Here is a 24,914-nt window from a genome sequence, read left to right on the forward strand (position 1 = left end):
AACGGGCAGCGACGAGGAGTCGTTCGTGTGTAAAGTGACAGGGGCACCGCCGAGATCTCCACGGGGAGTATCGTCGGCAGCGTCGGATGTGTAGAAGAGACAGGTCCGACGATCCCCCCGCCGTCCCCGAGGAGGGCGCTGAGGATCCCGAGCAGGATGCAGGGCTGGACGACGCGGAGGACCCCGCGCAGCCAGACCCCGAGCCCGCACCGGCGCCGGCCGCGCCTCGCGCAGACGATGCGCAGCAGCCCCCCGTGGAGCAGCCCAGCCCCACCGCGGCCTCGCGCGACGCCACCCGGGAGGGCAGGTCCACCGCATCGGATGAGCAGGGGGACACCGAGGTGCAGGGGGTTGCCGCCGACGGACCGACGACCCCGGCGCGCACGGCCCCGGATCCGGAGGCCAAGGGCCCGGTGGTGCGGCTGTTCAACGCCTTCACCGATGACGGCACCGTCGGCGCCCAGATGCGTCAGGTGCTCCTGGCGGCACTGGGCATCGGCTTCCTCACGGCGGCCGGGTTCATCGGCGCCACCTGGCATTCGCGCCGCGGCGTGCGCCGCGGTGACCTCGACGGCGGCCCCGAGGCCTGAGGCTCAGCGGTCTGACCCGCAGCGGTCTGACCCGCAGCGGCCTGAACCTCAGCGCTCGTCGGCCAGATCACCGGCCGCCGGATCGCCCACTGCCGAATCGCCGGTGGACAGCTGCGCGCGCACATGCGCGATGATCCCCGGCAGCGCCGCATGCATGTCCCGCACGGTGCGATCGAACGCCCCCTGCCCCTCGTACCAGGGGTCCTCCACGGCGAGCTCCACCTCGGAGGTCAGCTCCTGCCCGGGCTCGAAACGGCGCCAGAGCGCGATCTCCGGCGCGGTGCGGCCGGGCGGAGTCTGATCGGCCATACGGCGCAGGGTCTGCGCGTGCTCGGGCGTCATCGCCAGCACAAGGTCCCAGGCCAGTAGCTCCGTGAGGTGGATGGTGCGGGCCTCATGCTCGAAGGGCTGGGCGTATCCGGCGTGCTCGAGGGCCAGCTCGGTGCGGTCGTCCATCGGCGCGCCCTCCGCCTCCCAGCTGGTGCCGGCTGAGCCCACCTCCACCTGCTCGCCCAGACCTTCGTGCGCGAGCGCCCGGCGCAGCAGCACCGCCGCTGCGGGCGAGCGGCAGATATTGCCGGTGCAGACGGTGAGCAGGCGATACGGGGGCATGAGGCCCATTGTGCCAAGCCGTTTCGGTTCGCGGAGCGGCCCGGTGGGCGGCGCTGCCCGCAGACCCGTACACTGGCCATGAGTGCGAGCGAGCCATCGGCTGCGCACGCGCACGACGCCTTGGAGGCACGAAGGCCCGTGAGTACGCAACGACCGCCCAGGAGGACACCGATGGCCGACATCATCCGCGCCCATGACGACGACTGGTCGCTCGTCCGGGAGATCCGTCTGAGGTCCCTGACGTCCGACCCCTCCGCCTTCGGGCAGAGCTGGGAGAAGGAGTCGACCTACGAGGACTCCGTGTGGCGTCAGCGGGTGCAGGACGCCGCCTGGTTCCTCGCCGTCGACGCCGGTGATCCGGTGGGGGTGGTGGCTGTGCGCCACGAGGGGGACGCCCCCGCCAATGAGCGAGAGCTGCAGGCCATGTGGGTGACCCCGGCGTCGCGGCACAGCGGCATCGCCGTCCGCCTGGCCGAGGCGGTGTTCGAGTGGGCCCGCGAGGACTCCGCGGACACCGTCACGCTGTACGTCGGCCCGGGGAACACCGGTGCGCGAGCCCTGTATGAGTCCCTGGGCTTCCGGGACACCGGGGACCGCTGGGAGGTCGTCGAGGGCGACCCCGACGGTGACTGGCACAAGATGGCCCGCGCCCTCTGAGCCACGACACCCGTCGACTGACCTGGCCTGACCTGGCCTAACCTGATGAGCATTCTCTCTCGCCTGTCCACCGTGGTGCGCGGCGGCAGCTCGACCACCACCGATCGTCCGCACTGGGCCGCCCGCCTCGAGGACGTCAAGAACGGCGTGGTGGGTGGCGCACTGCGCCGACTGGGCTGGCAGCCGCGCGTGCAGCCCTTCCACGGCTACGGCTCGGAGCGCAGCGTGCGAGTGCTCGCCAAGATCCTGTACGCCTCGCCGTCCACCCCCGCCGACTATCACGACCAGCCGGTGCATGACATGCGCACCATGGCGGTGCGGGGCTGGCGGAACTTCGCCGGTCAGGTGGCACCGCACCGCACCGTCCACGTGCTGCTGGGCCAGCAGCAGTTCACCACCCGGGCGGACCGCTCCGGGATCGTGGATGTGACGCTCGAGGTGTCCCTGCCGCCCGGCCAGCATGAGGCAGTGCTGTGGACGATGCCCGGCAACGAGGTCACCGCCGATATCACCGTGGTACCGCCGACGGCGCAGGTGGGGCTGGTCAGCGATATCGATGACACCGTCATGGTGACGTGGCTGCCGCGCCCGATGCTCGCGTTCTGGAACGCATTCGTGGTCCACCAGTCCTCCCGGCAGGTGGTGCCGGGGATGCCACGGCTGTACCAACGCCTGCTGCGCGAGCACCCGCAGATGCCGGTGGTGTACCTGTCCACGGGCGCCTGGAACGTGTTCCCGGTGCTCAAGCGGTTCCTGTACCGCAACGGCTACCCGGACGGTCCGCTGCTGCTGACGGACTGGGGGCCGACGAACACCGGGTTCTTCCGCTCCGGCCCCGATCACAAGCACCGCTCCCTCGAGCGGCTGCGCAAGGCCCTGCCGGATCTGCGCTGGATCCTGGTGGGGGACGACGGACAGCATGACCCGACGATCTACGCCGAGTTCGCCGAGCGCCACCCGGAGGCCGTGGAGGCGATCCTGATCCGCGAGCTCACCGAGCCGGAGCAGCTGCTCGCGCACGGCACCCGCAAGCCCCTGGCGGAGCCGCGCGAGGACCGCGACGGCCCGCTGTCGCTGTCCGCCCCGGACGGCCACGGCCTGCTCGCGAAACTGCAGTCGCTGCGGATGCTGGCGCGGTGAGCGGGGACGCAGCGACCCCGTCGGCCCCGGTGCTGCGCCCGGCCCGGGACGGGGACATCCCCCAGATCGTGGATCTCGTGCAGCGGGCCTACCGCGGCGAGGGCGGGTGGACCACCGAGGCGCACCTGGTGGATGGCGCCCGCGCCGAAGCCGCCGAGGTGCGCGACATGCTCGCCTGCCCCGCTGTGCACCTGCTGGTCGCGGAGGCTGATGGGATGCTGCAGGGCTGCGCATACACCCGGATCAACCCCGCGGATGCCACCGGCGTGGTCCGCGCCGAGCTGGGGCTGTTCGCGGTGGATCCGACGGTGCAGTCCCGGGGCCTGGGGTCCCGGCTGCTGGAGGCGCAGGTGGAGCAGCTGCTCGGCCGCGGCGTGGACGTGCTCATGATCCAGGTGCTCCAGTCCCGGCCGGAGCTGCAGGCCTGGTATACGCGCCACGGCTTCGTCTCCACCGGGCAGGCGGTGCCCTTCGCGGGGGATCCCGCGCTGCTGAAGGTCGCAGGGCTCGGAATGGACGTCATGGAGCGCCCTCTGGCCCTGTCACCAGGGGTTCAGCCCGGATAAACTGGAGTCATGAGCAACGACGCCTACACTCCTTCCGCCGCCCGCTACGACCACACCACGTACCGTCGCGCCGGCCGCTCCGGCGTCCTGCTGCCCCCGATCTCCCTGGGCTTCTGGCAGAACTTCGGAGAGGACCGCGACGAGACCACGCTGCGCCGCATTATGCAGCGCGCCTTCGATCTGGGCGTGACCCACTTCGACCTGGCCAACAACTACGGCCCCCCGCCCGGGGCCGCGGAATCGCATGTGGGGCGGATCCTGCACCGCGACTTCCGAGCCCACCGCGATGAGCTGATCATCTCCACCAAGGCCGGCTACCACATGTGGGATGGCCCCTACGGCGATGGCGGCTCCCGCAAGTACCTGCTGAGCTCGCTGGACCAGTCGCTCGAGCGCCTGGGCCTGGAGTATGTGGACATCTTCTACCACCACCGCGAGGACCCGGAGACTCCACTCCAGGAGACGATGGGCGCCCTGGCCGATGCGGTCCACAGCGGCCGCGCCCTGTACGTGGGCATCTCGAACTACTCCCCCGAGGCCACTCGCGGCGCCCACCAGCTGCTGGCCGAGCGCGGGGTGCCGCTGCTGATCCACCAGCCGTCCTACTCGATGTTCAACCGGCATGTGGAGAACGGCCTGCTGGAGACCGTCGATGAGCTGGGCGTCGGCATCGCGGCGTTCTCGCCGCTGCAGCAGGGTCTGCTGACCAACCGCTACATGTCCGGGGTGCCCGCGGGCTCACGCGCCCACGGCTCCAACGGCTCGCTCACCGAGCGGCAGGTGAAGGACAAGGACTACCAGACGCGCGTGCGCGGGCTGTCGGAGATCGCGCACGAGCGCGGCCAGTCCCTTGCACAGATGGCGCTGGCGTGGGCGCTGCGGCACCCGCAGGTCACCACCGCCCTGGTGGGAGCGTCCTCGATCCCGCAGCTCGAGCAGAACGTCCAGACCATGCAGAACCCGGACTTCACCGCAGAGGAGCTCGAGCGCATCGACGAGTTCGCGATCGACGGCACCGCCCGCTGATCCGGTCCGGGCGCGCCCGGGTCCGACCGGGCACACCGGCTCAGCCGGTGTTCTTCAGGCCCGCGGCGATGCCGTTGATCGTGGTGAGCAGGGCCCGCTGCAGCTGCGGGTCCAGCTCCTCACCGCGGGCGGCGGCCGCCCGGGCCCGCTGCAGCATGGAGACCTGCAGGTAGGAGATGGGATCCAGGTAGCGGTCGCGCACGGCGAGGGTGCGCTTGAGGATCGGCTGGCCGTCCAGCAGCTCGAGCACTCCGGTGAGCCGCTCGACCTCCGCGACGCTCAGCTCGTACTCCGCGCGGATGCGGTCGAACAGGTACCACAGGCGCTCGGGCACGAGGGAGTGCACGTAGTGGGCGGCGATCTGCATGTCGGTCTTCGCCAGCTGCATCTCCACATTGGAGATGACGGTGCGGAAGAAGTGCCAGCGGCGATGCATCTCGTGCAGGTCCGCCTCGAGGCCCGCCTCCCGCGCGGCTTTCAGCCCGGAGCCGACCCCGAACCAGCCGGGCACGATCTGGCGCGACTGCGTCCAGCCGAACACCCACGGGATCGCCCGCAGCCCGTCCAGGCCCTTCTCGCTGGTGGTGCGCTTGGAGGGACGGGAGCCGATGTTCATATCCCCCAGCTGCTCCACGGGCGTGGAGGTCACGAAGTACTCGGGCAGCCCCTCGTCCTCCACGAGCGTGCGGTAGCGGGCGAAGGCCGCATCGGAGACCGCCTCCATCACGCCGCCGAACCGGTCGAGGTCCTCCGCGCTCGTGCGCGGGGCGGTGTGCAGGGCGCTGCCCTCGAGCACCGCCGCGAGGGAGAGATCCAGGTTCTCGCGGGCCAGTGAGGGCAGGGTGTACTTATCGGAGATGACCTCGCCCTGCTCGGTGAACTTGATCTCGCCCTCGAGCACACCGTAGGGCTGGGCGAGGATCGCATCGTAGGTGGGGCCGCCGCCGCGGCCGACGGAGCCGCCGCGGCCGTGGAACAGACGCAGCGTCACGCCGTGTCGGGCAGCGGTGTCGCGCAGGGCGCGCTGGGCCTGGTGGATCACCCACTGGCTGGTGATGACACCGGCGTCCTTGTTGCCATCGGAGTAGCCGAGCATGACCTCTTGGCGGTCGCCGCGCAGGCGCACGATCTCCCGGTATGAGGGGTCCGACAGCAGCTCGTCGAGGATCTGCCCGGCGTTGTTGAGTTCCTGGACCTCCTCCAGCAGCGGCACGAAGCCGAGGTCCGCGCGCGGGTCCTCCCCCGCGAGGGACAGCAGGCCGGCCTCGCGGGCCAGCAGCGCGGCAGCAAGCACATCGTCGGCCCCGTGGGTCATGGAGATGATGTATGTCTCGATAACGGAGGTGCCGTACAGGCGGTGGGCGTCGCGGATCTCGCGGAACACCTGGAAGGTGGTGCGGGTGTCCTCGTCGAGGATCGATTCGTCCTCGGTGATCACGGAGCCGACGAGGGGGCGTCGGCTCGCGAGCTCGCGGGCCAGCACGGCGGTGCGCTCGGCGCGGCTGAGCTCCGCGTAGGGGCACTCCAGCTCCCCCACCCGGTCGAAGAGCCGCGCGGCCACGGCATGGTGCTTCTCGGAGTGCTCGCGAATGTCGAGGGTCGCGAGGTTCAGCCCGGAGGCGGCGAGCACATGCTGGGCCACAGCCAGGGTGCCATCGGCCGCCTTGCGCCCGCCGTGGCGGCGCAGCACATCCCGCAGGAAGCCCAGATCCGCGGCCAGCTCCTCGCGGGTGGCGTAGTCAGCGCCGTGCACATGCGCATCGGCGGTGCGGATCCGCTCCCGCGTGGCGTGCAGCTTCTCCCGCATGGCGCCGAGCTTGAGCCGGTAGGGCTCCTCGCGGTACAGCTCCTGCTGAACGGGGTCGATCCCCGGGGTGTGCTCGAGATCCGCCGCGAGGCTCTCCCGCAGCTCGGCGTCATCCCCAGTCAGTGCGCTGGAGACGGACAGCTCAAGGATCAGGTCCTCGACAGCCTCGATCGCGAGGTCGATCGCCGTCTCGGACTGCAAGCGCAGCACCTCCCGGGTGACGTCAGCGGTGACGTAGGGGTTGCCGTCGCGGTCCCCGCCGATCCAGGAGCCGAAGCGCAGCGGGACGTGGTCCTCCCGCAGCTCAGCGCCGTGGGCGCGCAGCTCCTCGCGCAGGTCATCGAGCATGCCCGGCATGGTGGTGCGGAAGATCTGCCGCAGGTAGTACAGGGCGTTGCGGGCCTCATCCTGCGGGGTGGGGCGGTGGCGGCGCAGCTCATCGGTCTGCCACAGCGTCTCGATCAGCTCGGCGAGGTCGCGGTCCTGTCGGCGCCGTTCGAGGCTGCCCTCCTCGGTGTCCACGGCCAGCAGGTCGGAGATGCGCCGCAGCTTGGTCAGGACCGCACGGCGGGACGCCTCCGTGGGGTGGGCGGTGAAGACCAGACGCACGTCCAGGGAATCCACCGCCTGCTGCAGACCCTCGGGACCGAGCTTGTCGTGGACGGCGCGGACGGTCCGCGGCACCCAGGACTCGGCCGCCGGGCGCTCCTGCAGGGCGCGCACGCGGTACACCTGCTCCGCGGCGTTGGCCAGCAGGAAGTACTGGGTGAAGGCGCGGCTCAGCGCGGTGGCCTGCTCGAGGGGCACATTCGCGAGGGAGGCGACGACATCGTGGGAGCTGGCCTCGGAGTCCGCGGACTTCGCCGCTTTGGTGGTCTGGCGCACCTCTTCTACGAGGTCCAGCAGCTCCTGGCCGTGCTGCTCAGCGAGGGTGTGGCCCAGCAGCGTGGAGAGGCGACGCACGGTCGCCCGCAGTGGCGCATCGATCAGCGGATCATCCCCGACCACGGGGAACTCACTGGTCAGGGTGGGGACGTCGATGGCGTCGGGCTCGCGCACGGGGCCTCCTGGGGATGGGCGCCGGACCGCGGTCGCCGACGGGTTCCAGGGCGACCGCGCCGACGCGGGACGAACGGGGACAGACTATCGCGCGGGACGTTCCGGGCCGCAGGGCGTGCAGGGTTTGGGACGGCGACACGGCGCGGGATGCGCTCAGAGCACCGCGCGCAGGAAGTCCTTGGTGCGGCGATGGTCGGGCTCAGAGAAGATCTTCTCCGGCGCCCCCTGCTCGACGATCCGGCCCTTGTCGAACATCATCACCCGCTGGGAGACCTCGCGCGCGAACTGCATTTCGTGGGTGACGATGAGCATCGAGATGTCGGTCTCTGCGGCGATGTCCTTGAGCACGCCCAGCACTTCGTCCACCAGCTCGGGATCCAGCGCGGAGGTCACCTCGTCCAGCAGCAGGATCTCGGGGTCCATGGCGAGTGCGCGGGCGATCGCGACGCGCTGCTGCTGCCCGCCGGAGAGCTGGGTGGGGCGCGCATCCTGCTTCGCGGACATCCCCACCTTCTCCAGCAGGCCCTCGGCCTTGGCGACGGCCTCGTCCTTGCCCAGCCCCATCACGTGGACGGGCGCCTCGATGATGTTCTCCAGCACCGTCATGTTGGGGAACAGGTTGAAGTGCTGGAACACCATGCCGATGTGGGTGGTGGTGCGGCGGCGCATCTTATCGCTGATGCGCACGCGGCGGCCATCGCGCCGCTCGTACTGCAGCGGGTGCCCGCCGATGTGGATGTACCCGCCGGTGAGCTCCTCGAGCGTCATCACCAGACGCAGGATGGTGGTCTTGCCGGAGCCGGAGGGGCCGATGAGGGTGACGCGCTCCCCCGGGGAGACCGTGAAGTTGAGGTCCTCCAGCACGGTGTGGTCGCCGAACCGCTTGAGGACATCGCTGAACTCGATGTGGGGGACGGCATCCGACGCCGGGGTGTCGGCCGCGGGGACCGCGCTGCTGCCGGGGGCCGGGGTGTTCTCAGGCAAGTCTCTTCTCCAGTCGTCGAACGAGGACGGACGTCGGGTAGCTCGCGGCCAGGAAGATGAGGCCGGCGATGGTGATCGGCTCCGTGTAGCGGTAGGTGGCGGCGCCGTAGTTCTGCGCCTGGTTCACCATCTCCGCCACGTAGATCACCATGAGGAACGGCGTCTCCTTGAACATGGAGATCGCGTAGTTGCCCAGGGCCGGGAGGGTGGCCCTAATGGCCTGCGGGATGATCACGGCCCGCCAGGTCCGCGTGTGCGGCAGCGACAGAGCGGTCGCGGCCTCCCACTGACCCTTGGGCACCGAGTCGATGCCGGCGCGGTACACCTCGGCCATGTAGGTGGTGTAGTGGATGCCCAGCACCCAGATGCCGATGGTGAGCGCGTCGAAATAGGGGGCCAGCAGCAGGTTCGCGAACACCAGCTGCACCACGAGCGGCGTCATGCGGATGAACTCGACCGCGCCGGTCACCGGGGCGGTGATGATGCCCGGGGCGCTGCGCCGCACGATGGCGACCACCAGGCCCAGCACCACGGCGATGAGGGTGCCCAGCACCGTGGCCAGCAGCGTGGTCCTGAATCCGTCCAGCAGCAGCGGCAGCGTCGCGATGGCGTGATCCCAGCTCCACCAGCTCATGCGACCTCACCCCTGACATTGCTGCCGGGGGCGCGCAGCAGCGAGCCCAGGGAATCCTTGAGCGCGGGGCCGCGGCCGATCCGGTGCTTGGCCCGCACCTCCAGGGCGTTCATGAAGATCACGAGCACCCAGGCGAGCACGAAGTACATCGCGAGCCCCACCAGGAAGGCGAACCAGGTGCCGGTGGTGCGGCGCAGCTGCTCGATCTGGAAGAAGAGGTCGGCCAGGGTGATGAGGTTGACGATCGCGGTGCCCTTCAGCAGCTGGATCAGCAGGTTGGACAGCGAGGGGATCATGAGCGCCCAGGCCTGCGGGATGATGATGCGGAACATGCCGCGCGCCGGGGACAGCGACAGGGCGCTGATGGCCTCGTACTGCCCCTTGGGCACGGACTGAATGGAGCCGCGCACCACCTCCGCGCCGTACGCCCCGTAGTTCAGGGACAGCGCGAGGATGCCGCACAGCATCGGCTCGAGCTCCCAGCCCAGCAGGGGCAGCACGAAGAACAGCCAGAACAGCTGCACCACGAGCGAGGTGCCGCGGAAGACCTCCACGAACACGCGGGCGATCACGCGCACGACGGCGAGCTTGACGGTCTGGGCGATGCCGAACACGAGCGCGATGAGCATCGCCCCGGCGGCGCCGCCCAGAGTCAGCGCCATGGTGACCCCGGCCCCCTCGAGGAGCTGGGGCCAACGGTCGGCCAGCGCCTCGAGGTTCGCCGGGGGCGTGGAGAAGAAGCCGGTCAGGCCATCCACGAAGACCTCCAGCGGGAGAGGAGTACGGGCAGGACGGTGGAGCGGGAGGTCGCCGCGGTCACTGCAGGGAGGAGAGGTCGCCCTCGCACAGCAGCTCGGCTGTCATGTCCGCGGGCGGCAGCTCCTCAGCGGTGAAGCCGAAGTCACCCACGATCGACAGGTAGCGCTCCTCGTCGGAGACGATGTCCGCGAGCACCTCGTTGTAGGCGTCCAGCAGGCTGGTGTCCTCCTTGCGGAACACGGTGCCGCCGGCGCCGACCTGCTTGACCCCGTCGATCTCGGCGACGAAGCTCTCGGTGACCTCGACGTCGATGTTCGAGTTGTCCTTGAGCCAGTTCAGGGAGATCGCGGTCAGGGCGAAGGCGTCGGCGCGGCCGGAGCTGATGGCGTCCACGCCGTCCTGCGGGCCACCCACCTCGATGGAGTCCAGGCCCAACTGGGCGGCGTAGTCGGATTCGATCGCGCCGCTCATGGTGGCCACGGTCAGGCCGGAGTCCACAAAGGAGTTCATGTTCTCCAGGCCTTCGGGGTTGCCGGTGGGGACCATGAGCGCGGTCGTGTACTGGAACTCGGGCTCGGAGAAGGCGGCCTCGGCGCAGCGGTCCGGGAGGATGGACATGCCGGCGCTGATGGCGTCGAAGCGCCCGGCGTTCAGGCCCGGGATGAGCGAGCCCCACTCGGTGTTGACGCCCTCGACGTTCTCGATGCCCAGCTCACCGAAGATCTCGCGGTGCAGGGCGACGGTGGCGCCGGTGAGCTCGCCGCCCTCATCGAAGCTGTAGGGCGCCTCGCCAGCGAAGCCGACGGTGATGGTTCCACTCTCCTGCAGGCGGGTGAGGAGATCACCGTCCCCCTCGCCGCCGGCGGCGGAGCCGCCTCCAGCACCTCCGTCGGTGCGGCTGCAGGCGGTGGCGGTGCCGAGCGCGGCGGCGGTGAGCACGAGCCCGCTGCGGCGGAAGAAGCTGCGACGGTTCTGCATGGAAGGACTTCCCCTCGATGATGGTCGGATGCGGTGGTTTCTCCGGATGGTGCGGATTGTCGGACACTCCGAAATCCGGGCACTGCGGAGCCGCGCTACCGATCCGTTGCCATGCGGGTCGAGTCATCTGCCGCTTCGTAACAGCCTCGTGATCCGGCCCCGGGAAGTGCGCATCCCGCGGGCGGGGATGAGAAGATTTCCTGGCGCATCCGTCGTCAGTCCCAGGAGGTCGTCGATGCCTGTTCCGCACCGGTCGGTGAATCTGCCGCTGCTGCAGCCCATCCGTCGGCCCTCGATCATCGACCAGGCCGAGCTCGAGCTGCGCGAAGCGATCTATGCCGGGGACCTGCGGCCGGGCGACCCGGTGCCCGAGGTGCAGGTGTCCTCCCAGATGGGCATCTCGCGCTCCTCGCTGCGGGAGGCCTGCCAGCGCCTGGTGCGTGACGGGCTGCTCACCCAGTTCCCGGGCCGCGGGTTGTTCGTGACCACGATGGATGCCGCGACGATGAGCGATTTCATCGCCTACCGCCTGGGGATCGAGATGCAGACCGCCTCGGTGGTGGCCGCCCGGGTCACGGCGCTGCGCGAGGCCGGGGATGACGAGGGGGCCGATGCCCTGCTCGCGCCGCTGCACGAGCAGCTCGCGCTCAGCCGTGCCGCCCTCGAGGCCGGGTCCCTGATCGAGGCGGGCAATGCGGACCTGGACCTGCACCTGCGCTTAGCCGAGCTGTCGCAGAACCAATTCCTGGTCTCGGCGATGAACACCATCGTGATCCTCACCCGTATGGGCAGCTTCTCGGATCCGCGCGGCTACGGCGTGCGGGCGGATCTCACCGCGCAGCATGAGGCGCTGCTGCAGGCGCTGCGCGCCGGAGATGCTGCGGCGGCACGGGCAGTGCTGCGCGGGAACCTGCAGGAGCTGGCCGACCGGCTGCGCAGCGGCGCCGAGGAATCCGAGGTGCTGCGCGAGGGGGATCTGGAGGACCGCGAGGAGGATCCGCAGCGCTGAGCGGGGACGTGGAGCGCTGAGCGGACGCGCGCTCGGCGAGCACTCCCCCGCGACGACAACGGGCCCCGGCAGTGCCGGGGCCCGTTCAGGCGGCGGAGACGAGAGGATTTGAACCTCCGAGGCGCCTTCTCGGCACCTACTCCCTTAGCAGGGGAGCGCATTCGGCCGCTCTGCCACGTCTCCTGGAGCCGCCTGCGAAGGCGGCACGCCGATACAGCATACGGGAGGCACGGGAGTGCTCCAAAGCGGCAACGCGCAGATCACGTCACAGCCCGCATCGGCAGCACCACCGCGCGTGCTGCCGCCGTGGTTCAGAGCCCCAGCTTCTCCTGCAGCAGGGCGATGTGCTTCGGGGTGCCCACGCGGTACTTCACGAAGGTGAGGATGCCGTCGGCGTCGATCGCGAACGTGGAGCGGATGGTGCCCTCGACGAGCCGGCCGTACATGTTCTTCTGCCCCCACGCGCCGTAGGCGCTCATCACCGCGTGCGTGGGGTCGGAGGCGAGGATGTAGGGCAGCTCCTGCTCGGCGACGAAGCGATCCAGCTCCGGCACCTCGTCGGGGCTGATGCCCACCACGCGGTACCCGGCATCGGTGAACATCTCGTGGTGGTCGCGCAGGTCCACGGCCTGGCGGGTACACAGGCTGGTATTCGCCGCCGGGTAGAACCACAGCAGCGCGGGCGCACCGCGCAGATCCTCGAGGGTGACGCGGCCACCGCCGGCGGTGGCGAGGTCGAAGGACGGGGCGGGATCCCCCACGGCGAGCTTGACGGGCTTATCCGATGCGCTGGTCATAGCCCGGAGCCTAGCGGCGCAGGGTGCTCCGCCGGCCCAGGTACGTCTCGCGGAAGGCCCGTTCGGCGTGCCGGTCCCCCAGCAGCAGCAGCTGGCACTCCCCCGACGGAGCATCCTCGATGCTCTCGTGCAGGATCCCCGCGTCGTCCAGCAGCCCGACGATCCGGCACCCGGTGCGGCGCTGCACCTGCTCATCGCCCACGGGCCGACGGGTCAGCGATGAGGGGCGCGGCGCGAGGAACATCTCGCTGCCCTCGGCGATCAGCACCCGATGGCTGAGCCCGGCATGGTTCCACAGGTCGGTCGCGCCGATGGTGGCGTAGGAGAGCACGGAGTCGGCACCGGCCCGGTAGAGCGTTGCGACATTGCGCTCGTAGGTGGCGCGGGAGACCAGCTGCAGCTCGGGCCGCAGGCGCCGACAGAACAGCGTGAGGTACACGTTCAGGTCATCGTCCCGCGGGGTGACCAGCACGGCGCTGGCCTGGTCCAGGCCGGCGCGGCGCAGCACCCGCTGGTCGGCCGCATCGCCCTCCACCACGGCGTAGCTCGCGGTGCCCTCGAGCACGGAGTAGGAGTTCTCCACCCGCCCCTGCTCAAGCTCCACGATCGTGTTCGGCACGCCCTCTTCGGACAGGGCGCGGGAGGCGGCGCGGCCCACGCGCCCGCCGCCGAGGATCACCACCGGCTCCTCATGGCAGCCGCGCACCTGGTACAGCTCGTCGTAGCGGTCGAGCTGCTCCCGGGTGCCGCCGAGCACGAGCACGGTGTCCCCGGTGATGGGGACATCGTCGGTCATGGGCCGCAAGCGGCCCTGCCGCATGATCGCGAGGATCAACGCGCCGTCCGCGAGCTCCTGGCGCACCTCCCCCAGGGAACGACCCACCAAAGCGGTGCCCCGGGCGGCGGCCTCGGCGATGAGGGTGGCGCCGAAGGAGCCGATGACGTGGTAGCGCCCGGTGGAGCCGAGCACGCGCGAGGCCATCTCGCGGCCCAGCACCTGTCCGAGCTCGAGCACATGATCGGCGCCGGCCAGCTGGAGCACGTCCACGGAGACGGGTTTCGCGGCCGTGACCGCGACGGGCACATCCCGGGCGGCCTGCCGGACGGTGAAGGCGACGTTGGTGTTGGCGTGATCGGAGAGCGTGGAGACGACCAGACGGGCGCGGGCCGCCCCGGCCTTGCGGTACGTGGTGGCGGCATCGAGGGGGCCGACGAGGACGTGTCGGCCCTGGTCGTGGAGGTCACCGGCGAGCGCGGCGTCCTCGAGCACGACGACGGCGGGGACGCGGGAGCGTTCAGCCCGAGCGGCGAAGGCTTGGGTGACCGCGTCGGTGCCCACCAGCAGCACGTGGCCGCCCAGATGATCGGGCACCTTGCGAGGTGTGCGCAGGGCGCGGCGGCGGTCCAGCCAGGGCGTGACCACGTACTGGATGGCGAAGAACGGCAGCAGCACCAGCATGTAGGCAACGCCGCTGAACAGCACCAGCAGGGAGAACAGCCGTCCGGCGTCGGATGTGAAGGTGATGTCCCCGTAGCCGAGGGTGGACATCGTCGTAATCGCCCAGTAGATGGCGCTGATCACGGAGTGGGGCCGGCCCTCGCGGGCCATGATGACGAGGAACACCGTGGCGTACACGGTGACCATCGCCACCCCGAGGGCGAGGATGACCAGGCCGCCGCGCGAGCGACGGCCCAGCAGGCCGCCACGCTCGCGCCGCCGCTCAGGCCCCAGGGAGTCCATGGCCGGTGCTCAGTTGCTCAGCGCTGCCCGCGACGCTCGAGGGCGCGCACGCCGCGCCAGGCGACGGGGATCAGCACGGCGGCGAGCACGGCCTTGACGATGCCGCCGGGGATAAAGGGCCACAGCCCCGCGGCGAGCACGCCGGACAGGTCCGTCGGCACCCCGATCACGGTCTGGAGGATCAGTGCGAGGTACGGCAGGCCGATGAGGAAGGGGACGGCGCTGGCCAGAGTGAACCCAGCCAGGGCCGCAAGGGGCCGACGGTCCCAGGCCCGCTCGGCGCACCAGCCCGCAACGAAGGCGGCGGGGATGAAGCCGAGGATGAAGCCGAAGCTCGGGGTGAGCACGGAGGCGGGGCCGCCTGCGAAGCCGGCGAACACGGGGGCGCCGGCGAGGCCCGCGAGCATGTAGGTGAGCAGTGCCGCGCCGCCGCGGCGGGCGCCGAGGGCCGCGCCCACCAGGAGCACCCCGAGGGTCTGCCCGGTGATCGGCACCAGCGGCAGCTCGATGGTGATCTGTGCCAGCAGCGCCACCACGGCGGCACCGGCGAGCACGAGCATCGCGTCACGGGCGAGGGTGCGGTGCCCGGCTAGGGCATCTGCCAGGACGGGGCGGCGGGCCGGGTGGGCGATCGCGGTCAAGGGGGCTCCTTGCGGGGTGGAAGCGGGGCGGGACGGGCACAGCCTACGCAGTGCGCGGCAGAAGGCTCACCCCGCGCGGTGTGAGACGGGCGGGGACCGCCCTGAGCTGTGCCCTCACGGCAGGGCCTGGCGAGCGACCGCCCGGGCCTGCGCGGCATCGGGTGCGCTGAGCGCGCGGGCGGCGAGATCGCGCATCTGCGCGCGGGAGAGGCGGCCGAGGGCGTGGGCGACGGGCCCGAGGGCGCTCGGGGTCATCGAGAGGCTGTCTGCGCCCAGGCCGATCAGCACCGGAGCCAGCAGCGGGTCGGCGGCGGCTTCCCCGCACACGCCGATGGGAATTCTGGTGGCGGCACCTCCCGCGCAGGTGGCCTGGATGAGGCGCAGCACGGCGGTCTGCCACGGGTCGACGAGCGCGGCGAGCGCGCCGAGCTGGCGGTCGGCGGCGGTCGTGTACTGGGTGAGGTCATTGGTGCCGATCGAGGCGAGATCGCAGCAGGCCAGCAGCTGCTCGGCCTGGAGGGCCGCGGCTGGGGTCTCGACCATGATCCCCGTGCTGACCAGGCCCCGCGCCCGGCACTGGGCGGTGAACTGCGCGGCCTCGTCGGCGGTGGTGATCATGGGAGCGATGACATGGACCTGCGCGCTGCTCGCCGACGCGGCCGCGGCGATGGCATCGAGCTGGTCGGTGAGCACCTCAGGGTGGGCGGCGGTGGTGCGCCAGCCGCGCACGCCCAGAGCGGGGTTCGGCTCTGCGGGCCCGCTGAGGAACGGCAGGGGTTTGTCGGCTCCCGCGTCGAGGGTGCGGACCACCACGGGGCGGCCCGGGAACAGCTCGAGGATCTCCCGGTAGCAAGCGGTCTGCTCGGCGATGTCGGGAGCGTGCTCGCGGTCCAGGAACAGGAATTCGGTGCGCAGCAGGCCCACCCCGTCGGCCCCGGCAGCGAGCGCCTCGCGCGCCTCGGCGAGGGAGCCGATGTTGGCGTGCAGCAGGACGCGGGTGCCATCGACGAACTGGACCCCGCCGCCGGGGTACGACGGGGCGCTCGGGCGCTCGCGCAGCGCGAGGGCGGCACGCTGCTCCTGCGCGGCGGTGATCTCGGTGCTGATGGTGCCGGTGCTGCCATCCACGTGCACCCGCGTGCCCTCCGGGAGGTCGAGGACGCCGGGGGCGGCGACCACGGCGGGCAGGCGCAGGCGGCGCGCGAGGATCGCGGTGTGGGACAGCGGCCCGCCCTCGGCAGTGACCAGGGCCAGCACCTGCGTGGGATCCAGCTCGGCGGTGTCGGCGGGAGCGAGGTCCCGCGCCACCAGGACGTACGGCTCATCGGCAGTGGGCAGACCGGGCATCGGCTCGCCGCGCAGGACCGCGATGATCCGGTGCGCGATATCGCGGACATCGGCGGCGCGCTCGGCCATCGGACCGCCAAGAGCGATGAGCTCATCGGCGATCTGCGCGGCAGCCTCCCAGATGGCGCGCTCGGCGGCGGTACCGCAGCGCCGCACCCGCTCCTGCGCATCACCGAGGAGCACGGGGTCGGTGGCCATGACGGCGCTCGCGGTGAGGATCCCCCCAGCCGGCCCCTCGGCGCGGGATGCGCGCTCATGCAGGTCCTGCGCCACCTCTGCGGCAGCTGCCGGAATCCGCTGCGCGTCCCGGGCCCGCTGCGGCTCGGGCAGCGGCGGGATGCTCGCGGAGGGTTCGCGTGGCGGCGCCGACAGCAGCCGCACCGGGCCCACGGCCGGCCCGGGGCTGACGGGCACACCATGGCACCGGCTCATGGGGACCTCCCTGCGCGTGGTTCTGCTGACGATCGTGCTGTGCGTGGCGCTGATCCACACCGTTCCCCGGTCGCGCTCCATCGCCGGCGCGCTCACGGCGGTGCTCGCCGTCGCCGCGGTGCCGATCATGGCGGACCGCCACCGCGACTGGGACGCCGCAGGCCACCATCGCTTCTGATACGGCGCGTCCCGGCAGCCCGGTGACCACCGGGCCCTGCGCGGAGGGTGCGGGATTCGAACCCGCGGTACAGGGTCACTGCACAATGGTTTTCAAGACCATCTCATTCGGCCGCTCTGACAACCCTCCTGGTGCCCGGAGGCACCCGCATGAGTCTACCGGCACTAGGGTGGCAGCACCCGTCGGACCCCACCGCCTGGAAGACGAGGAGCTGACATGCGGGCGATGCGCATCACCGAGGACCACCGGCTCGAATCGGCTGAGGTGCCCGAGCCCGTCCCGGACCCGGGCGAGGTGCTGATCGACGTGATCGCCGCGGGTGTGAACCGCGGGGATCTCGCGCAGGTGGCCGGGCACTACCCGCCCCCGCCCGGCGCCTCGGAGCTGCCTGGCATGGAGATCTCCGGGCGGCGGCGCGACACCGGGGAGGAAGTCGTGGCGCTGATCCCCGGCGGCGGGTACGCGGAAGTGGTCGCGGCCGACGAGGGCCTGCTGCTGCCGATCCCCGTCGGCATGGGGGTCATCGAGGCCGGAGGCATCATCGAGGTCGCCGCGACGGCGCTGTCGAACCTGGTGCTCGAGGCGGGTCTGCATGAGGGCGAGACAGTGCTCATCCACGGCGGCACCGGCGGCGTGGGGTCCTGTGCGATTCAGCTCGCGAAGAGCCTGGACGCCCGGGTGCTCACCACGGCCGGTTCCGCGGAGGGGGTCCGGGCCGCGCAGGAGCTGGGGGCCGATGTGGCGCTGAACCGGCACACCACGGATCTGCCCGCGGCGGTGGCCGAGCTCGGCGGCGTCGATGTGATCCTCGATGTGATCGGCGGGGCGGCGCTCACAGACCACGTGCGCATGCTGCGCGAGGGCGGGCGCCTGGTGATCATCGGAACGCTCGGCGGGGCGCGCGGGGAGCTGCCGATCATGGAGCTGATGTCCCGGCGCGGCCGCGTGGTCGGCACGACCCTGCGCTCGCGCCCGCTGGAGGTGCGCCGTTCGATCATCGAGGCGACGCGGCATGTGGTGTGGCCACTGCTGGAGAGCGGGGAGATGACGATCCCGGTGCATGCCCGGCTGCCACTCGAGCGGGCCGGGGAGGCGCACGCGATCCTGCGCGAGGGCGGTCACCTCGGCAAGGTCATCCTCGAGGTCGCCCCGCCGCGCGGCGGTCGTCACGGGCGGCGCCGACGGGGGTGAGCGCTCCGGGCAGGAGGCGCCTCAGGATCGCGGGTCTTTGACCTCGTTCGCCCCGGGCAGGGTGTGCATGATGGCCTCCCACGCGGTGATCGACGGCACCGGCACCAGCTCGAACGCTTCATCATCATGGAGCAGGACCCAGCAGGATTCCTCGACCCGCAGGTACACCGCGAAATCCTCGGCCGGGGAGCCGTCCGTCGAGGTCCAGGCCGTCTGCATCCGCACCAGCTGCCAGGACGCCTTCTCATCGGCCCCCAGCTGTGCATGCAGCTGCGACCAGGCCGCAGTGCGGGCAGCGGCGTCATCGGACTCGAGCGCGGTGATCTGCTCGGCGTCCACCGCGATGGTCGCGGCACCCTCCAGCGGGGCCTCGCAGGGCTGGAAGCGCAGCAGCCGCGTCAGCATCCCCGGCAGGGTGAGGAACGGGGCGGGGACGATCTCCGAGAGATCCTCCCGCGCCACACTTCGCCGCACGGTCACCGCGTTCAGGCCGCAGGTGACATGGTGCTCGTGGTGGCCGCCCGGTCCTGAGTTCGTGAGGATCACAGACAGCAGCGGGCTGCGCAGTGCGGTGCGCATCGCATCCAGGGCCTCGTCTCCCGCAGGCAGACCTGCCGGAAGCGGACCATCGGCGGTGAGCAGCGCGAGCGCCTCGGCGGTCTCCTCGGCCGTTGCGCGCACCGTCCCGGTGACGGCGTCATAGGAGATCGTCATCGGTCCTCTCCTTCCTGGACGATGATGCTGAGGGAGTCCAGCACCTGCTGGAACAGCTCGGTGACCTCACGGTCGCGCAGAGCCATCGACGTCAGCGCCAGGGTGATGAGCACATCGCCCACCCGGGTGAACACCTGACGGTTGATGGCGGTGACACCGGAGGGGCTGGTCTGCAGGGATGCACGGAACCAGCCCTCCTGGCCGTCTACGTCGAGCGGGCGGTCATCCAGGGCGTAGAAGTCGGGCACCGTGGCGAAGGCCTGCGCATACACGAGGCCCTGCAGCTCCTCGAGGTCCTCCGGGGCGTCGTCACCGAGGCGTTCGATGCTGACGATCACGTTGTCCCCGAAGGGGCCTGCGGTCTCGCTCGGCATGCTCGCCACGAAGACGCGAGGTTCCTCCAGCAGTTCCGTGGTCCAGGTGGCGGGGACGCTCACCCGGGCAGTCACCTCAGCGACTCCCGGGATCACGACCTCATGCTCGGTCACAGCGGTCGTCATCGCTTGCGGTGCTCCCTCGATAGCTCAAGCCCGATACGGGGCGGGGCGCGTGTGCGCCTCAGCCCAGAATCCAGTCTATGGCCGCGTCCGCGATTCCACCGCCGATGATCCCGCCGCCGATCGCGCCGACAACACCTCCCACGACGCCGCCGATCGCCGTGCCGGGCCCGGGGAAGATCGACCCGATGGCCGCTCCTGCTGCGGCTCCACCCTTGGCACCGGCCCAGGCGCCCGCAGCGGCCCCGGCAGCGTTGACACCTCCGTCGAGGGCGGCGCGGGCACCACGCTCAACACCGCTGAGGCTGGGGTCACCCGCGTCCTCGTTCCACCGGTCCACACCCGCGAAGATGCCCGTGAGGAGATCACCCGCAGGGCCCAGATACTTCGCGGCACCCTTGAGGGCGTACGCGTTACGCAGCCACGGCACGATCGCGTCTTCGCCGCCGTGGGCGAAGATGCGCCACGCCTGATTGATCATCTCATCGCCGGCGCGCCCAACCGCGTCCATGAAACCGGTCATCCAGTTGCGCCAGTCCCCGAAGGCCTCGAAAGGGTTCTCCAGCGGACCGTCGAAAGGGAAGATGTCCTTGAGGTTCTCGATGAGTTTGCCGAAGAACCCATCGGCCGAGGCGACGTCCTGCTCCTCGGCATGCTCCGCAACCTCCCGGGCGAGCTCCATGATGCGCTCCACTGCAGCGCGGATCTCCGCACCGTGCAGGCGCACCCACTCGTCACGGAACCGCTCCGCATCACTTCCCCGCCAGAAGCTGTCGATCCCCTGGATGACGCCATCGAGCTGACCGGCCCGATCCTCAATGACCGTCCGACGATCTGCCATGAGCTGGGCGAACTGCTCGCCCTGCTCGGTATCCATCCCGTAAAAGCTCACTGCACGCCCCTCATGCAACCCAATATGACCATCACATCTTCGCGGACACGCACGGCAAGCGCGATGGGGAGTACTCCCCATCGGACCGATCGCACACGACCGGACCGCGAGCGGGATGACAGACTGCCACCATGGACGACCCCGTGATCATCCGCCTGCTCGCCCCGGCAGGCTTCGCCCTCGTCGGCGTGCTCTGCCTGCTCTATTCGGCCTGGGCACGCGCTGGGCGCTCCGCCCGGGCCCGGCGTTGGATGGGCAACGAGTTCGGCAGCACTCCGAACGATGAGCGCATGACCGTGCTCGGGCTGCCGGGGATCGGCCTGATGTGCTTCGGGCTCGCCGCGGTGACGATCCCCCGCATCGGCCTGTACTTAGCGGTCATCGGGGCGCCCCTACTGCTGCTCGGGCTCGCCGCGCTGTTCCTCGCCCTGATGCTGTTCATCCCGCTGCCGGATGCGATCTACCCGCGCTGGGCACGTCCGCTGCGGCAGCAGCGGCGTGAGCAGGAGCGCGCCATGAAGGCGTGGCTGCGCGAGCGCTGAGCAGCGCTTTCGCTGTATCGGCGCAACAGCGCTCGTTCAGTCGCGCACGCCCTCCAGCACGAGCACCGTCCCGTCGGCGTAGACCGAGGCGGTGACCGCATCGGCGCTGTCCTTGACTCCCTGCGGGGCCTGCCCCATGGCGATCCCCACCCCGGCCCAGGTGAGCATCTCGGTGTCGTTGAACCCGTCGCCGACGGCGAGGGTGTGCGCCTGTTCGATCCCGAGCTGCTCGCGGATCTGCTCGAGGGCGCTGGCCTTGGAGATACCGGGGGCGGCCATGTCCAGCCAGGCCGTCCAGCCGATCGCGTACTCCACGCCGTGCACCCCGGATTCGGCGACGACCTTCGAGAACTCCTGCGGGGACAGGTCCGGGACATGCACCACCACGCGCACGGCCTCGAGCTGCATGAGCTCATCGAGGTCACTCTCGATGGCCTGCACCCCGAAGCTTGCGTCCTGGAACCCGGGGGTGGCGCGGAAGGAGCCGTCGGCCAGTTCGACCGCATAGTGCGCATCCGGGGCGACCTCGCGCAGGGTCGCGAGCGCATGCCCCGGCTGGAAGGAGCGGGTGTCGATGACCTCCCAGCCGTCGTCGGCGTCCTCGTGGATCCGCAGGGTCACCGCGCCGTTGGAGCACACCGCGTAGCCGTCGGTGATGCCGGCGGCGCGGACGATCGGCAGCGTCGCGCCGATGGACCGGCCGGTGGAGATCACCACCGTCTGCTCGGTTGCGGCCCGGCGGAGGGCGGTGCGCATCGGCTCGGTCATCGCGCCGTCATGGTCCACGAGGGTGCCATCCACGTCCAGGCCGATCAGGAGCTTCTGACCGCGCAGCGGCTGCAGATGCCCCTGAAGCTGCTCGCGGGTGCTCACCAGGGTGTCCGTTGCGCTGTTCACGCCGGGCATCGTGGCATCGGCGTCTTTCCGGCGGGTGAACCGGCGGTGACGCAGCGCCCGTCGGAGCCGCTGGATCCCATCGCGTGCGCGCTCGCGTGCTCGCCCCATCTCAGGTGGTGACCTCGAAGACCTCGCGGCCTCCCAGGTAGGGGCGCAGACCCTCGGGGACCACGACGGAGCCGTCGGCCTGCTGGTGGTTCTCCAGCACCGCGACGATGAAGCGGGTGGTGCCGAGCGTCCCGTTGAGCGTCGCCACGGGCCGCAGGCCGTCCTCGGTGCGCTCGCGGATGTTCAGGCGGCGGGCCTGGAACTGCGTGGTGTTCGAGGTGGAGGTGAGCTCGCGGTAGGTGTTCTGGCTGGGGATCCATGCCTCGCAGTCGTACTTGCGGGCGGCGGAGGTGCCGAGGTCCCCGGCGGCGGTGTCGATGATGCGGTAGGGCACATCGATCTTCGCCATCATCTCGCGCTCCCAGTCCAGTAGCCGCTCATGCTCGGCGTAGGACTCCTCGATGCGGCAGTAGGAGAACATCTCCACCTTGTGGAACTGGTGGACGCGGATGATGCCGCGGGTGTCCTTGCCGTAGCTGCCAGCCTCGCGGCGATAGCAGGCGCTCCAGCCGGCGTAGCGGCGCGGCCCCTCCGAGAGGTCCAGGATCTCGTCCTTGTGGTAGCCGGCCAGCGCCACCTCGCTCGTGCCCACCAGGTAGAGGTCATCGTCCTTGTCCAGGTGGTAGACCTCATCGGCGTGCTCGCCGAGGAAGCCGGTGCCCTCCATCGCCTCGGGCAGCACCAGGGTGGGGGTGATCATCGGGGTGAACCCGGCCTTGATCGCCTGGTCCATCGCGGCGTTGAGGATCGCCAGCTCGAGCATCGCACCGACGCCGGTGAGGAAGTAGAAGCGGGCGCCGGAGACCTTCGCGCCGCGCTGCATGTCGATCGCGCGCAGCCCCTCGGCGACCTCCAGGTGGTCCTTGACCGGGAAGTCGAAGGTGGTCTGCTCGCCGATCACCTCGCGGACGGTGAAGTCGTCCTCGAGGCCCTCCGGGGCGCCCTCGGCGATGTTCGGGATGTCCCGCAGCAGGGCATCGCGCGTGGCGAGCGCCTGATCGGATTCCGCTTCGAGGCGCTTGACCTCCGCGGCGAGCTCCTTGGCCTGCGCCACCAGCTGCTGCTTCTGCTCACCCTGAGCCTGTGCGACCTGCTTGCCGAAGGACTTCTGCTCGGCGCGGGCGGATTCGAAGGCGGCCGTGGTCTCCCGCCAGTGGGAGTCGGCCTCGAGCACCGCATCGACGGTGCGGGGGTCACGGCGACGCGCCCGCTGGGCGTCGCGGACGGTATCAGGGTTCTCGCGCAGCAGCCGAAGATCGATCATTGCACCAGGGTACCCGCGCGCAGACGCCTGCCGGGGGACCATGACGGGCGACGCGGGGCTACTCTCTCCCGCATGGACCTCACCTTCTGGATCTCCCTGATTTCCGCCGTGCTCGCGCTGATGGCGATCATCCTGGTGGCCCTGGTGCTGAAGGGGCAGGGCCGGGACCGCGAGCAGCTGCGCGCCCTGGCCCGTCGTCCGGCCCCCTCCCCCAGCCGCGCCACCGCGCGCACGGGCGACGGGACCACGGGCGGCGCCGACGACGCCGAAGAGCCGGACGCCGAGAAGGACAGGTCCGCGAACCGGCTGCGCCGTGTCGCGGTGGTCGTGAACCCCTCGAAGTTCAAGGACATCGACGTCTTCCAGGACCGGGTGCGCGAGGCCGTGGAGCGCATCGAGGGGGCCGATGTCCGCTTCTACGAGACCACGATCGATGACCCCGGCAGGGGGCAGGCTGAGCAGGCGGTGGCCGATGGGGCGGACCTGGTGATGGCCGCCGGTGGCGATGGCACCGTGCGTCTGGTCGCCTCCGTCCTGGCGGGGAGTGACACCCGGATGGGCATCATCCCCGCCGGCACCGGCAACCTGCTGGCCCGCAATGTCGGCATCCCGCTGGAGGACCCGTCCGCCGCGATGATCGCGGCGCTGACCGGGCAGGACCATGCGGTGGATGTGGGATGGCTGCGCGTGGGCGATTCCCCCTCCGCCGCCTTCTCCGCGGAGCGGAAGATCTTCCTGGTGATCGCGGGTCTCGGGGCCGATGCGGAGATGATCGGCAATACCGATGAGGGGATGAAGAAGCGGATCGGCTGGATCGCCTACATCTTCGGTGGGCTGCGGGCGCTCATGGGGCGCAGCACCGACGTGGTGGTGGAGCTGCCCGATGAGACGCGGCATGCGCATAAGGCGCGCACCGTTCTGCTGGGGAACGTCGGCAAGCTGCCCGGCGGCCTGGTGCTCATGCCCGATGCCACGATCGATAACGGCCGCCTCGAGGTGGTCGTCGCGGGCTGGCGCGGTGCGGCGGGCTTCAGCCAGGTCGCCACCCAGGTGCTGAATCCGAACTACCGGCCGCCGCGGTTCGGGCCGCGGATCTCCACGATGGAGCGCTATCTGACCGCCGGTGTCCGCGTGACCACCGCGAAGCCGCAGATGGTGCAGCTGGATGGGGACACGGACCGGGAGGCGACGCACATCGTCGCGACCGTGGATCCGGGGGCGCTGCGCCTGCGGGTGCCGCAGGATTCCGATCTGATCCAGGACGCGGCGGACGGCACGGGGGCCTGAGCGGCCCGGCTCAGTCGGGCAGTCTGCCGCTGCGGGCCAGCTCCGGGTCGGTGCACGAGGACAGGTCGAAGCAGCAGGGTCGGCGCGATCCGGTGCGCAGCTTGTCGATCGAGACATCGACGCGCCGCGCCCGTGTGCTCGCGCTGCGGGTCGCACCCACCCAGCGCACCCATTCCCAGCGCGCCATCGGGGTGATGTCCGCCCAGGGGTCGGCGGCGTCAGGGGCCTGTTCCAGCGCGGCAGCGAGATCGGCGGGGACCTGCGGCTCGGGCCAGCTCGCCGCCGGGGTGAGGGTCAGCTCCAGCTCCGTTCCCTCAGAGGTGGTCGCCGGGATCGGCAGGTCCTCGAGGCGCAGCCAGTGGCCCTTGCGCCCATCGGGCTCCACGACGATCACCGTCTGCGCGGACGCCGGATCGTCGCAACCGGCGACCTCCACGTGCACGGCGACCTGACCGCGGGAGGGCAGGGCGGCGCTCAGCGCTGAGTCGAGCACGGCGATCCGTCGGCCCTGGATCTCGCGCACCCGCGCGGTGCCGGTGGCGGGCTCGTGGCGCCGCGCGGCCAT

At 70.8% G+C, this 24,914-nt stretch carries 26 protein-coding genes and 2 tRNA genes; 10 read left to right on the top strand and 18 right to left on the bottom strand.

Annotated elements, in window-relative coordinates:
- Positions 1-86: 86 nt before the first annotated feature.
- Complete coding sequence (locus MU407_RS08585) at positions 87-590, top strand: hypothetical protein (protein WP_246956704.1); 504 nt, start codon at positions 87-89, stop codon at positions 588-590.
- 48 nt (positions 591-638) lie between these two features.
- Here MU407_RS08585 and MU407_RS08590 read toward each other — a convergent pair whose 3' ends face one another.
- Positions 639-1,202, bottom strand: a complete 564-nt coding sequence (locus MU407_RS08590) for a protein tyrosine phosphatase (protein ID WP_246956706.1) — start codon at positions 1,200-1,202, stop codon at positions 639-641.
- A gap of 171 nt (positions 1,203-1,373) precedes the next feature.
- On the opposite strand from MU407_RS08590, the gene MU407_RS08595 reads away from it, so the two are divergent.
- From MU407_RS08595 to MU407_RS08610, 4 genes are read left to right on the top strand one after another with little or no spacing between them, the layout of a single operon-like run.
- Positions 1,374-1,859 (top strand): GNAT family N-acetyltransferase, encoded by a 486-nt coding sequence (locus MU407_RS08595; protein ID WP_102236192.1) that lies wholly within the window; start codon positions 1,374-1,376, stop codon positions 1,857-1,859.
- Between the two features lie 45 nt (positions 1,860-1,904).
- Positions 1,905-2,999, top strand: coding sequence for a phosphatase domain-containing protein (locus MU407_RS08600; RefSeq protein ID WP_246956708.1), 1,095 nt, complete (start codon positions 1,905-1,907; stop codon positions 2,997-2,999).
- A complete protein-coding gene (locus MU407_RS08605; RefSeq protein WP_246956710.1) occupies positions 2,996-3,565 on the top strand; it encodes a GNAT family N-acetyltransferase in 570 nt (189 codons plus the stop codon). The genes MU407_RS08600 and MU407_RS08605 overlap by 4 nt, the downstream gene beginning before the upstream one ends.
- Positions 3,566-3,574: 9 nt before the next feature.
- Positions 3,575-4,591, top strand: a complete 1,017-nt coding sequence (locus MU407_RS08610; RefSeq protein WP_246956712.1) for an aldo/keto reductase — start codon at positions 3,575-3,577, stop codon at positions 4,589-4,591.
- A 40-nt stretch (positions 4,592-4,631) separates the two neighbouring features.
- On the opposite strand, the gene ppc is transcribed toward MU407_RS08610, so the two are convergent.
- The 5 genes from ppc to MU407_RS08635 all read right to left on the bottom strand — a co-directional run bounded on the left by ppc (position 4,632) and on the right by MU407_RS08635 (position 10,812).
- On the bottom strand, positions 4,632-7,457 hold the full coding sequence (ppc, locus tag MU407_RS08615; RefSeq protein ID WP_246956714.1) for a phosphoenolpyruvate carboxylase: 2,826 nt from the start codon (positions 7,455-7,457) through the stop codon (positions 4,632-4,634).
- 153 nt (positions 7,458-7,610) lie between these two features.
- Complete coding sequence (gene ehuA / locus MU407_RS08620; protein WP_246956753.1) at positions 7,611-8,363, bottom strand: ectoine/hydroxyectoine ABC transporter ATP-binding protein EhuA; 753 nt, start codon at positions 8,361-8,363, stop codon at positions 7,611-7,613.
- A 70-nt stretch (positions 8,364-8,433) separates the two neighbouring features.
- Entirely contained in the window at positions 8,434-9,075 is a 642-nt protein-coding gene (ehuD, locus tag MU407_RS08625) for an ectoine/hydroxyectoine ABC transporter permease subunit EhuD (RefSeq protein WP_246956715.1), read from the bottom strand.
- Positions 9,072-9,833, bottom strand: coding sequence for an ectoine/hydroxyectoine ABC transporter permease subunit EhuC (gene ehuC / locus MU407_RS08630; protein WP_246956716.1), 762 nt, complete (start codon positions 9,831-9,833; stop codon positions 9,072-9,074). Before ehuC ends, ehuD begins: the two co-directional genes overlap by 4 nt.
- 58 nt (positions 9,834-9,891) lie before the next feature.
- The gene (locus tag MU407_RS08635; RefSeq protein ID WP_102236199.1) at positions 9,892-10,812 is read right to left on the bottom strand and encodes a transporter substrate-binding domain-containing protein; all 921 of its coding nucleotides are present in this window, start codon (positions 10,810-10,812) and stop codon (positions 9,892-9,894) included.
- A gap of 235 nt (positions 10,813-11,047) precedes the next feature.
- Here MU407_RS08635 and MU407_RS08640 point away from each other — a divergent pair, with 235 nt between their 5' ends.
- A complete protein-coding gene (locus tag MU407_RS08640; protein ID WP_246956718.1) occupies positions 11,048-11,821 on the top strand; it encodes a GntR family transcriptional regulator in 774 nt (257 codons plus the stop codon).
- A 93-nt stretch (positions 11,822-11,914) separates the two neighbouring features.
- Here the strand turns inward: MU407_RS08640 and MU407_RS08645 are convergent.
- From MU407_RS08645 to MU407_RS08665, 5 genes are all read right to left on the bottom strand, one after another.
- Positions 11,915-12,004, bottom strand: a tRNA-Ser gene (locus MU407_RS08645).
- Positions 12,005-12,132: 128 nt separating this feature from the next.
- Positions 12,133-12,618, bottom strand: coding sequence for a peroxiredoxin (locus MU407_RS08650; RefSeq protein WP_246956720.1), 486 nt, complete (start codon positions 12,616-12,618; stop codon positions 12,133-12,135).
- Positions 12,619-12,628: 10 nt separating this feature from the next.
- A complete protein-coding gene (locus MU407_RS08655) occupies positions 12,629-14,359 on the bottom strand; it encodes a potassium channel protein (RefSeq protein ID WP_246956721.1) in 1,731 nt (576 codons plus the stop codon).
- Between the two features lie 17 nt (positions 14,360-14,376).
- On the bottom strand, positions 14,377-15,000 hold the full coding sequence (locus tag MU407_RS08660) for a biotin transporter BioY (RefSeq protein ID WP_102236203.1): 624 nt from the start codon (positions 14,998-15,000) through the stop codon (positions 14,377-14,379).
- Positions 15,001-15,114: 114 nt separating this feature from the next.
- A complete protein-coding gene (locus tag MU407_RS08665; protein ID WP_246956722.1) occupies positions 15,115-16,779 on the bottom strand; it encodes a putative PEP-binding protein in 1,665 nt (554 codons plus the stop codon).
- Between MU407_RS08665 and MU407_RS08670 the strand changes: the two genes are divergently transcribed.
- Positions 16,778-16,957, top strand: coding sequence for a hypothetical protein (locus MU407_RS08670; protein WP_246956723.1), 180 nt, complete (start codon positions 16,778-16,780; stop codon positions 16,955-16,957). The two genes, MU407_RS08665 and MU407_RS08670, sit on opposite strands and share 2 nt — an antisense overlap.
- Before the next feature lie 41 nt (positions 16,958-16,998).
- Here the strand turns inward: MU407_RS08670 and MU407_RS08675 are convergent.
- Positions 16,999-17,086, bottom strand: a tRNA-Ser gene (locus MU407_RS08675).
- A gap of 87 nt (positions 17,087-17,173) precedes the next feature.
- Here MU407_RS08675 and MU407_RS08680 point away from each other — a divergent pair.
- The gene (locus tag MU407_RS08680; RefSeq protein WP_246956724.1) at positions 17,174-18,148 is read left to right on the top strand and encodes an NAD(P)H-quinone oxidoreductase; all 975 of its coding nucleotides are present in this window, start codon (positions 17,174-17,176) and stop codon (positions 18,146-18,148) included.
- A 21-nt stretch (positions 18,149-18,169) separates the two neighbouring features.
- On the opposite strand, the gene MU407_RS08685 is transcribed toward MU407_RS08680, so the two are convergent.
- The 3 genes from MU407_RS08685 to MU407_RS08695 are packed head-to-tail and all read right to left on the bottom strand — an operon-like array spanning position 18,170 to position 20,236.
- Positions 18,170-18,862 (bottom strand): hypothetical protein, encoded by a 693-nt coding sequence (locus MU407_RS08685; RefSeq protein ID WP_246956725.1) that lies wholly within the window; start codon positions 18,860-18,862, stop codon positions 18,170-18,172.
- The gene (locus tag MU407_RS08690; protein WP_246956726.1) at positions 18,859-19,362 is read right to left on the bottom strand and encodes a hypothetical protein; all 504 of its coding nucleotides are present in this window, start codon (positions 19,360-19,362) and stop codon (positions 18,859-18,861) included. The genes MU407_RS08685 and MU407_RS08690 overlap by 4 nt, the downstream gene beginning before the upstream one ends.
- A 58-nt stretch (positions 19,363-19,420) precedes the next feature.
- Positions 19,421-20,236: a WXG100 family type VII secretion target gene (locus tag MU407_RS08695; protein ID WP_246956727.1), complete on the bottom strand. Its 816-nt coding sequence runs from the start codon at positions 20,234-20,236 to the stop codon at positions 19,421-19,423.
- 146 nt (positions 20,237-20,382) lie between these two features.
- Here MU407_RS08695 and MU407_RS08700 point away from each other — a divergent pair, with 146 nt between their 5' ends.
- Positions 20,383-20,793 carry a hypothetical protein gene (locus MU407_RS08700; protein WP_246956729.1) on the top strand — a complete coding sequence of 137 codons (411 nt, stop codon included), beginning with the start codon at positions 20,383-20,385 and terminating at the stop codon, positions 20,791-20,793.
- A 36-nt stretch (positions 20,794-20,829) separates the two neighbouring features.
- Here MU407_RS08700 and MU407_RS08705 read toward each other — a convergent pair whose 3' ends face one another.
- Together MU407_RS08705 and serS are read right to left on the bottom strand one after the other, a co-directional pair.
- Complete coding sequence (locus MU407_RS08705; protein WP_246956731.1) at positions 20,830-21,699, bottom strand: HAD family hydrolase; 870 nt, start codon at positions 21,697-21,699, stop codon at positions 20,830-20,832.
- Positions 21,700-21,799: 100 nt separating this feature from the next.
- Positions 21,800-23,062, bottom strand: coding sequence for a serine--tRNA ligase (gene serS, locus MU407_RS08710; RefSeq protein WP_102236211.1), 1,263 nt, complete (start codon positions 23,060-23,062; stop codon positions 21,800-21,802).
- A gap of 72 nt (positions 23,063-23,134) precedes the next feature.
- Here serS and MU407_RS08715 point away from each other — a divergent pair, with 72 nt between their 5' ends.
- Positions 23,135-24,349, top strand: coding sequence for a diacylglycerol kinase family protein (locus tag MU407_RS08715; protein ID WP_246956733.1), 1,215 nt, complete (start codon positions 23,135-23,137; stop codon positions 24,347-24,349).
- A gap of 10 nt (positions 24,350-24,359) precedes the next feature.
- Here the strand turns inward: MU407_RS08715 and MU407_RS08720 are convergent, their stop codons facing one another.
- Entirely contained in the window at positions 24,360-24,914 is a 555-nt protein-coding gene (locus MU407_RS08720) for a YdeI/OmpD-associated family protein (RefSeq protein ID WP_102236213.1), read from the bottom strand.

It is taken from the genome of Brachybacterium sp. Marseille-Q7125 (assembly GCF_023062615.1).
Lineage (GTDB): Bacteria > Actinomycetota > Actinomycetes > Actinomycetales > Dermabacteraceae > Brachybacterium.

Bases quoted from the DNA above. Each gene is read 5' to 3' on its own strand.
- MU407_RS08585 (WP_246956704.1), top strand. From the start codon at position 87: ATGTGTAGAAGAGACAGGTCCGACGATCCCCCCGCCGTCCCCGAGGAG.
- MU407_RS08590 (WP_246956706.1), bottom strand. From the start codon at position 1,202: ATGCCCCCGTATCGCCTGCTCACCGTCTGCACCGGCAATATCTGCCGC.
- MU407_RS08595 (WP_102236192.1), top strand. From the start codon at position 1,374: ATGGCCGACATCATCCGCGCCCATGACGACGACTGGTCGCTCGTCCGG.
- MU407_RS08600 (WP_246956708.1), top strand. From the start codon at position 1,905: ATGAGCATTCTCTCTCGCCTGTCCACCGTGGTGCGCGGCGGCAGCTCG.
- MU407_RS08610 (WP_246956712.1), top strand. From the start codon at position 3,575: ATGAGCAACGACGCCTACACTCCTTCCGCCGCCCGCTACGACCACACC.
- ehuD (WP_246956715.1), bottom strand. From the start codon at position 9,075: ATGAGCTGGTGGAGCTGGGATCACGCCATCGCGACGCTGCCGCTGCTG.
- MU407_RS08635 (WP_102236199.1), bottom strand. From the start codon at position 10,812: ATGCAGAACCGTCGCAGCTTCTTCCGCCGCAGCGGGCTCGTGCTCACC.
- MU407_RS08640 (WP_246956718.1), top strand. From the start codon at position 11,048: ATGCCTGTTCCGCACCGGTCGGTGAATCTGCCGCTGCTGCAGCCCATC.
- MU407_RS08650 (WP_246956720.1), bottom strand. From the start codon at position 12,618: ATGACCAGCGCATCGGATAAGCCCGTCAAGCTCGCCGTGGGGGATCCC.
- MU407_RS08655 (WP_246956721.1), bottom strand. From the start codon at position 14,359: ATGGACTCCCTGGGGCCTGAGCGGCGGCGCGAGCGTGGCGGCCTGCTG.
- MU407_RS08670 (WP_246956723.1), top strand. From the start codon at position 16,778: ATGGGGACCTCCCTGCGCGTGGTTCTGCTGACGATCGTGCTGTGCGTG.
- MU407_RS08665 (WP_246956722.1), bottom strand. From the start codon at position 16,779: ATGAGCCGGTGCCATGGTGTGCCCGTCAGCCCCGGGCCGGCCGTGGGC.
- MU407_RS08680 (WP_246956724.1), top strand. From the start codon at position 17,174: ATGCGGGCGATGCGCATCACCGAGGACCACCGGCTCGAATCGGCTGAG.
- MU407_RS08685 (WP_246956725.1), bottom strand. From the start codon at position 18,862: ATGACGATCTCCTATGACGCCGTCACCGGGACGGTGCGCGCAACGGCC.
- MU407_RS08690 (WP_246956726.1), bottom strand. From the start codon at position 19,362: ATGACGACCGCTGTGACCGAGCATGAGGTCGTGATCCCGGGAGTCGCT.
- MU407_RS08695 (WP_246956727.1), bottom strand. From the start codon at position 20,236: ATGGATACCGAGCAGGGCGAGCAGTTCGCCCAGCTCATGGCAGATCGT.
- MU407_RS08700 (WP_246956729.1), top strand. From the start codon at position 20,383: ATGGACGACCCCGTGATCATCCGCCTGCTCGCCCCGGCAGGCTTCGCC.
- MU407_RS08705 (WP_246956731.1), bottom strand. From the start codon at position 21,699: ATGCCCGGCGTGAACAGCGCAACGGACACCCTGGTGAGCACCCGCGAG.
- serS (WP_102236211.1), bottom strand. From the start codon at position 23,062: ATGATCGATCTTCGGCTGCTGCGCGAGAACCCTGATACCGTCCGCGAC.
- MU407_RS08715 (WP_246956733.1), top strand. From the start codon at position 23,135: ATGGACCTCACCTTCTGGATCTCCCTGATTTCCGCCGTGCTCGCGCTG.
- MU407_RS08720 (WP_102236213.1), bottom strand. From the start codon at position 24,914: ATGGCCGCGCGGCGCCACGAGCCCGCCACCGGCACCGCGCGGGTGCGC.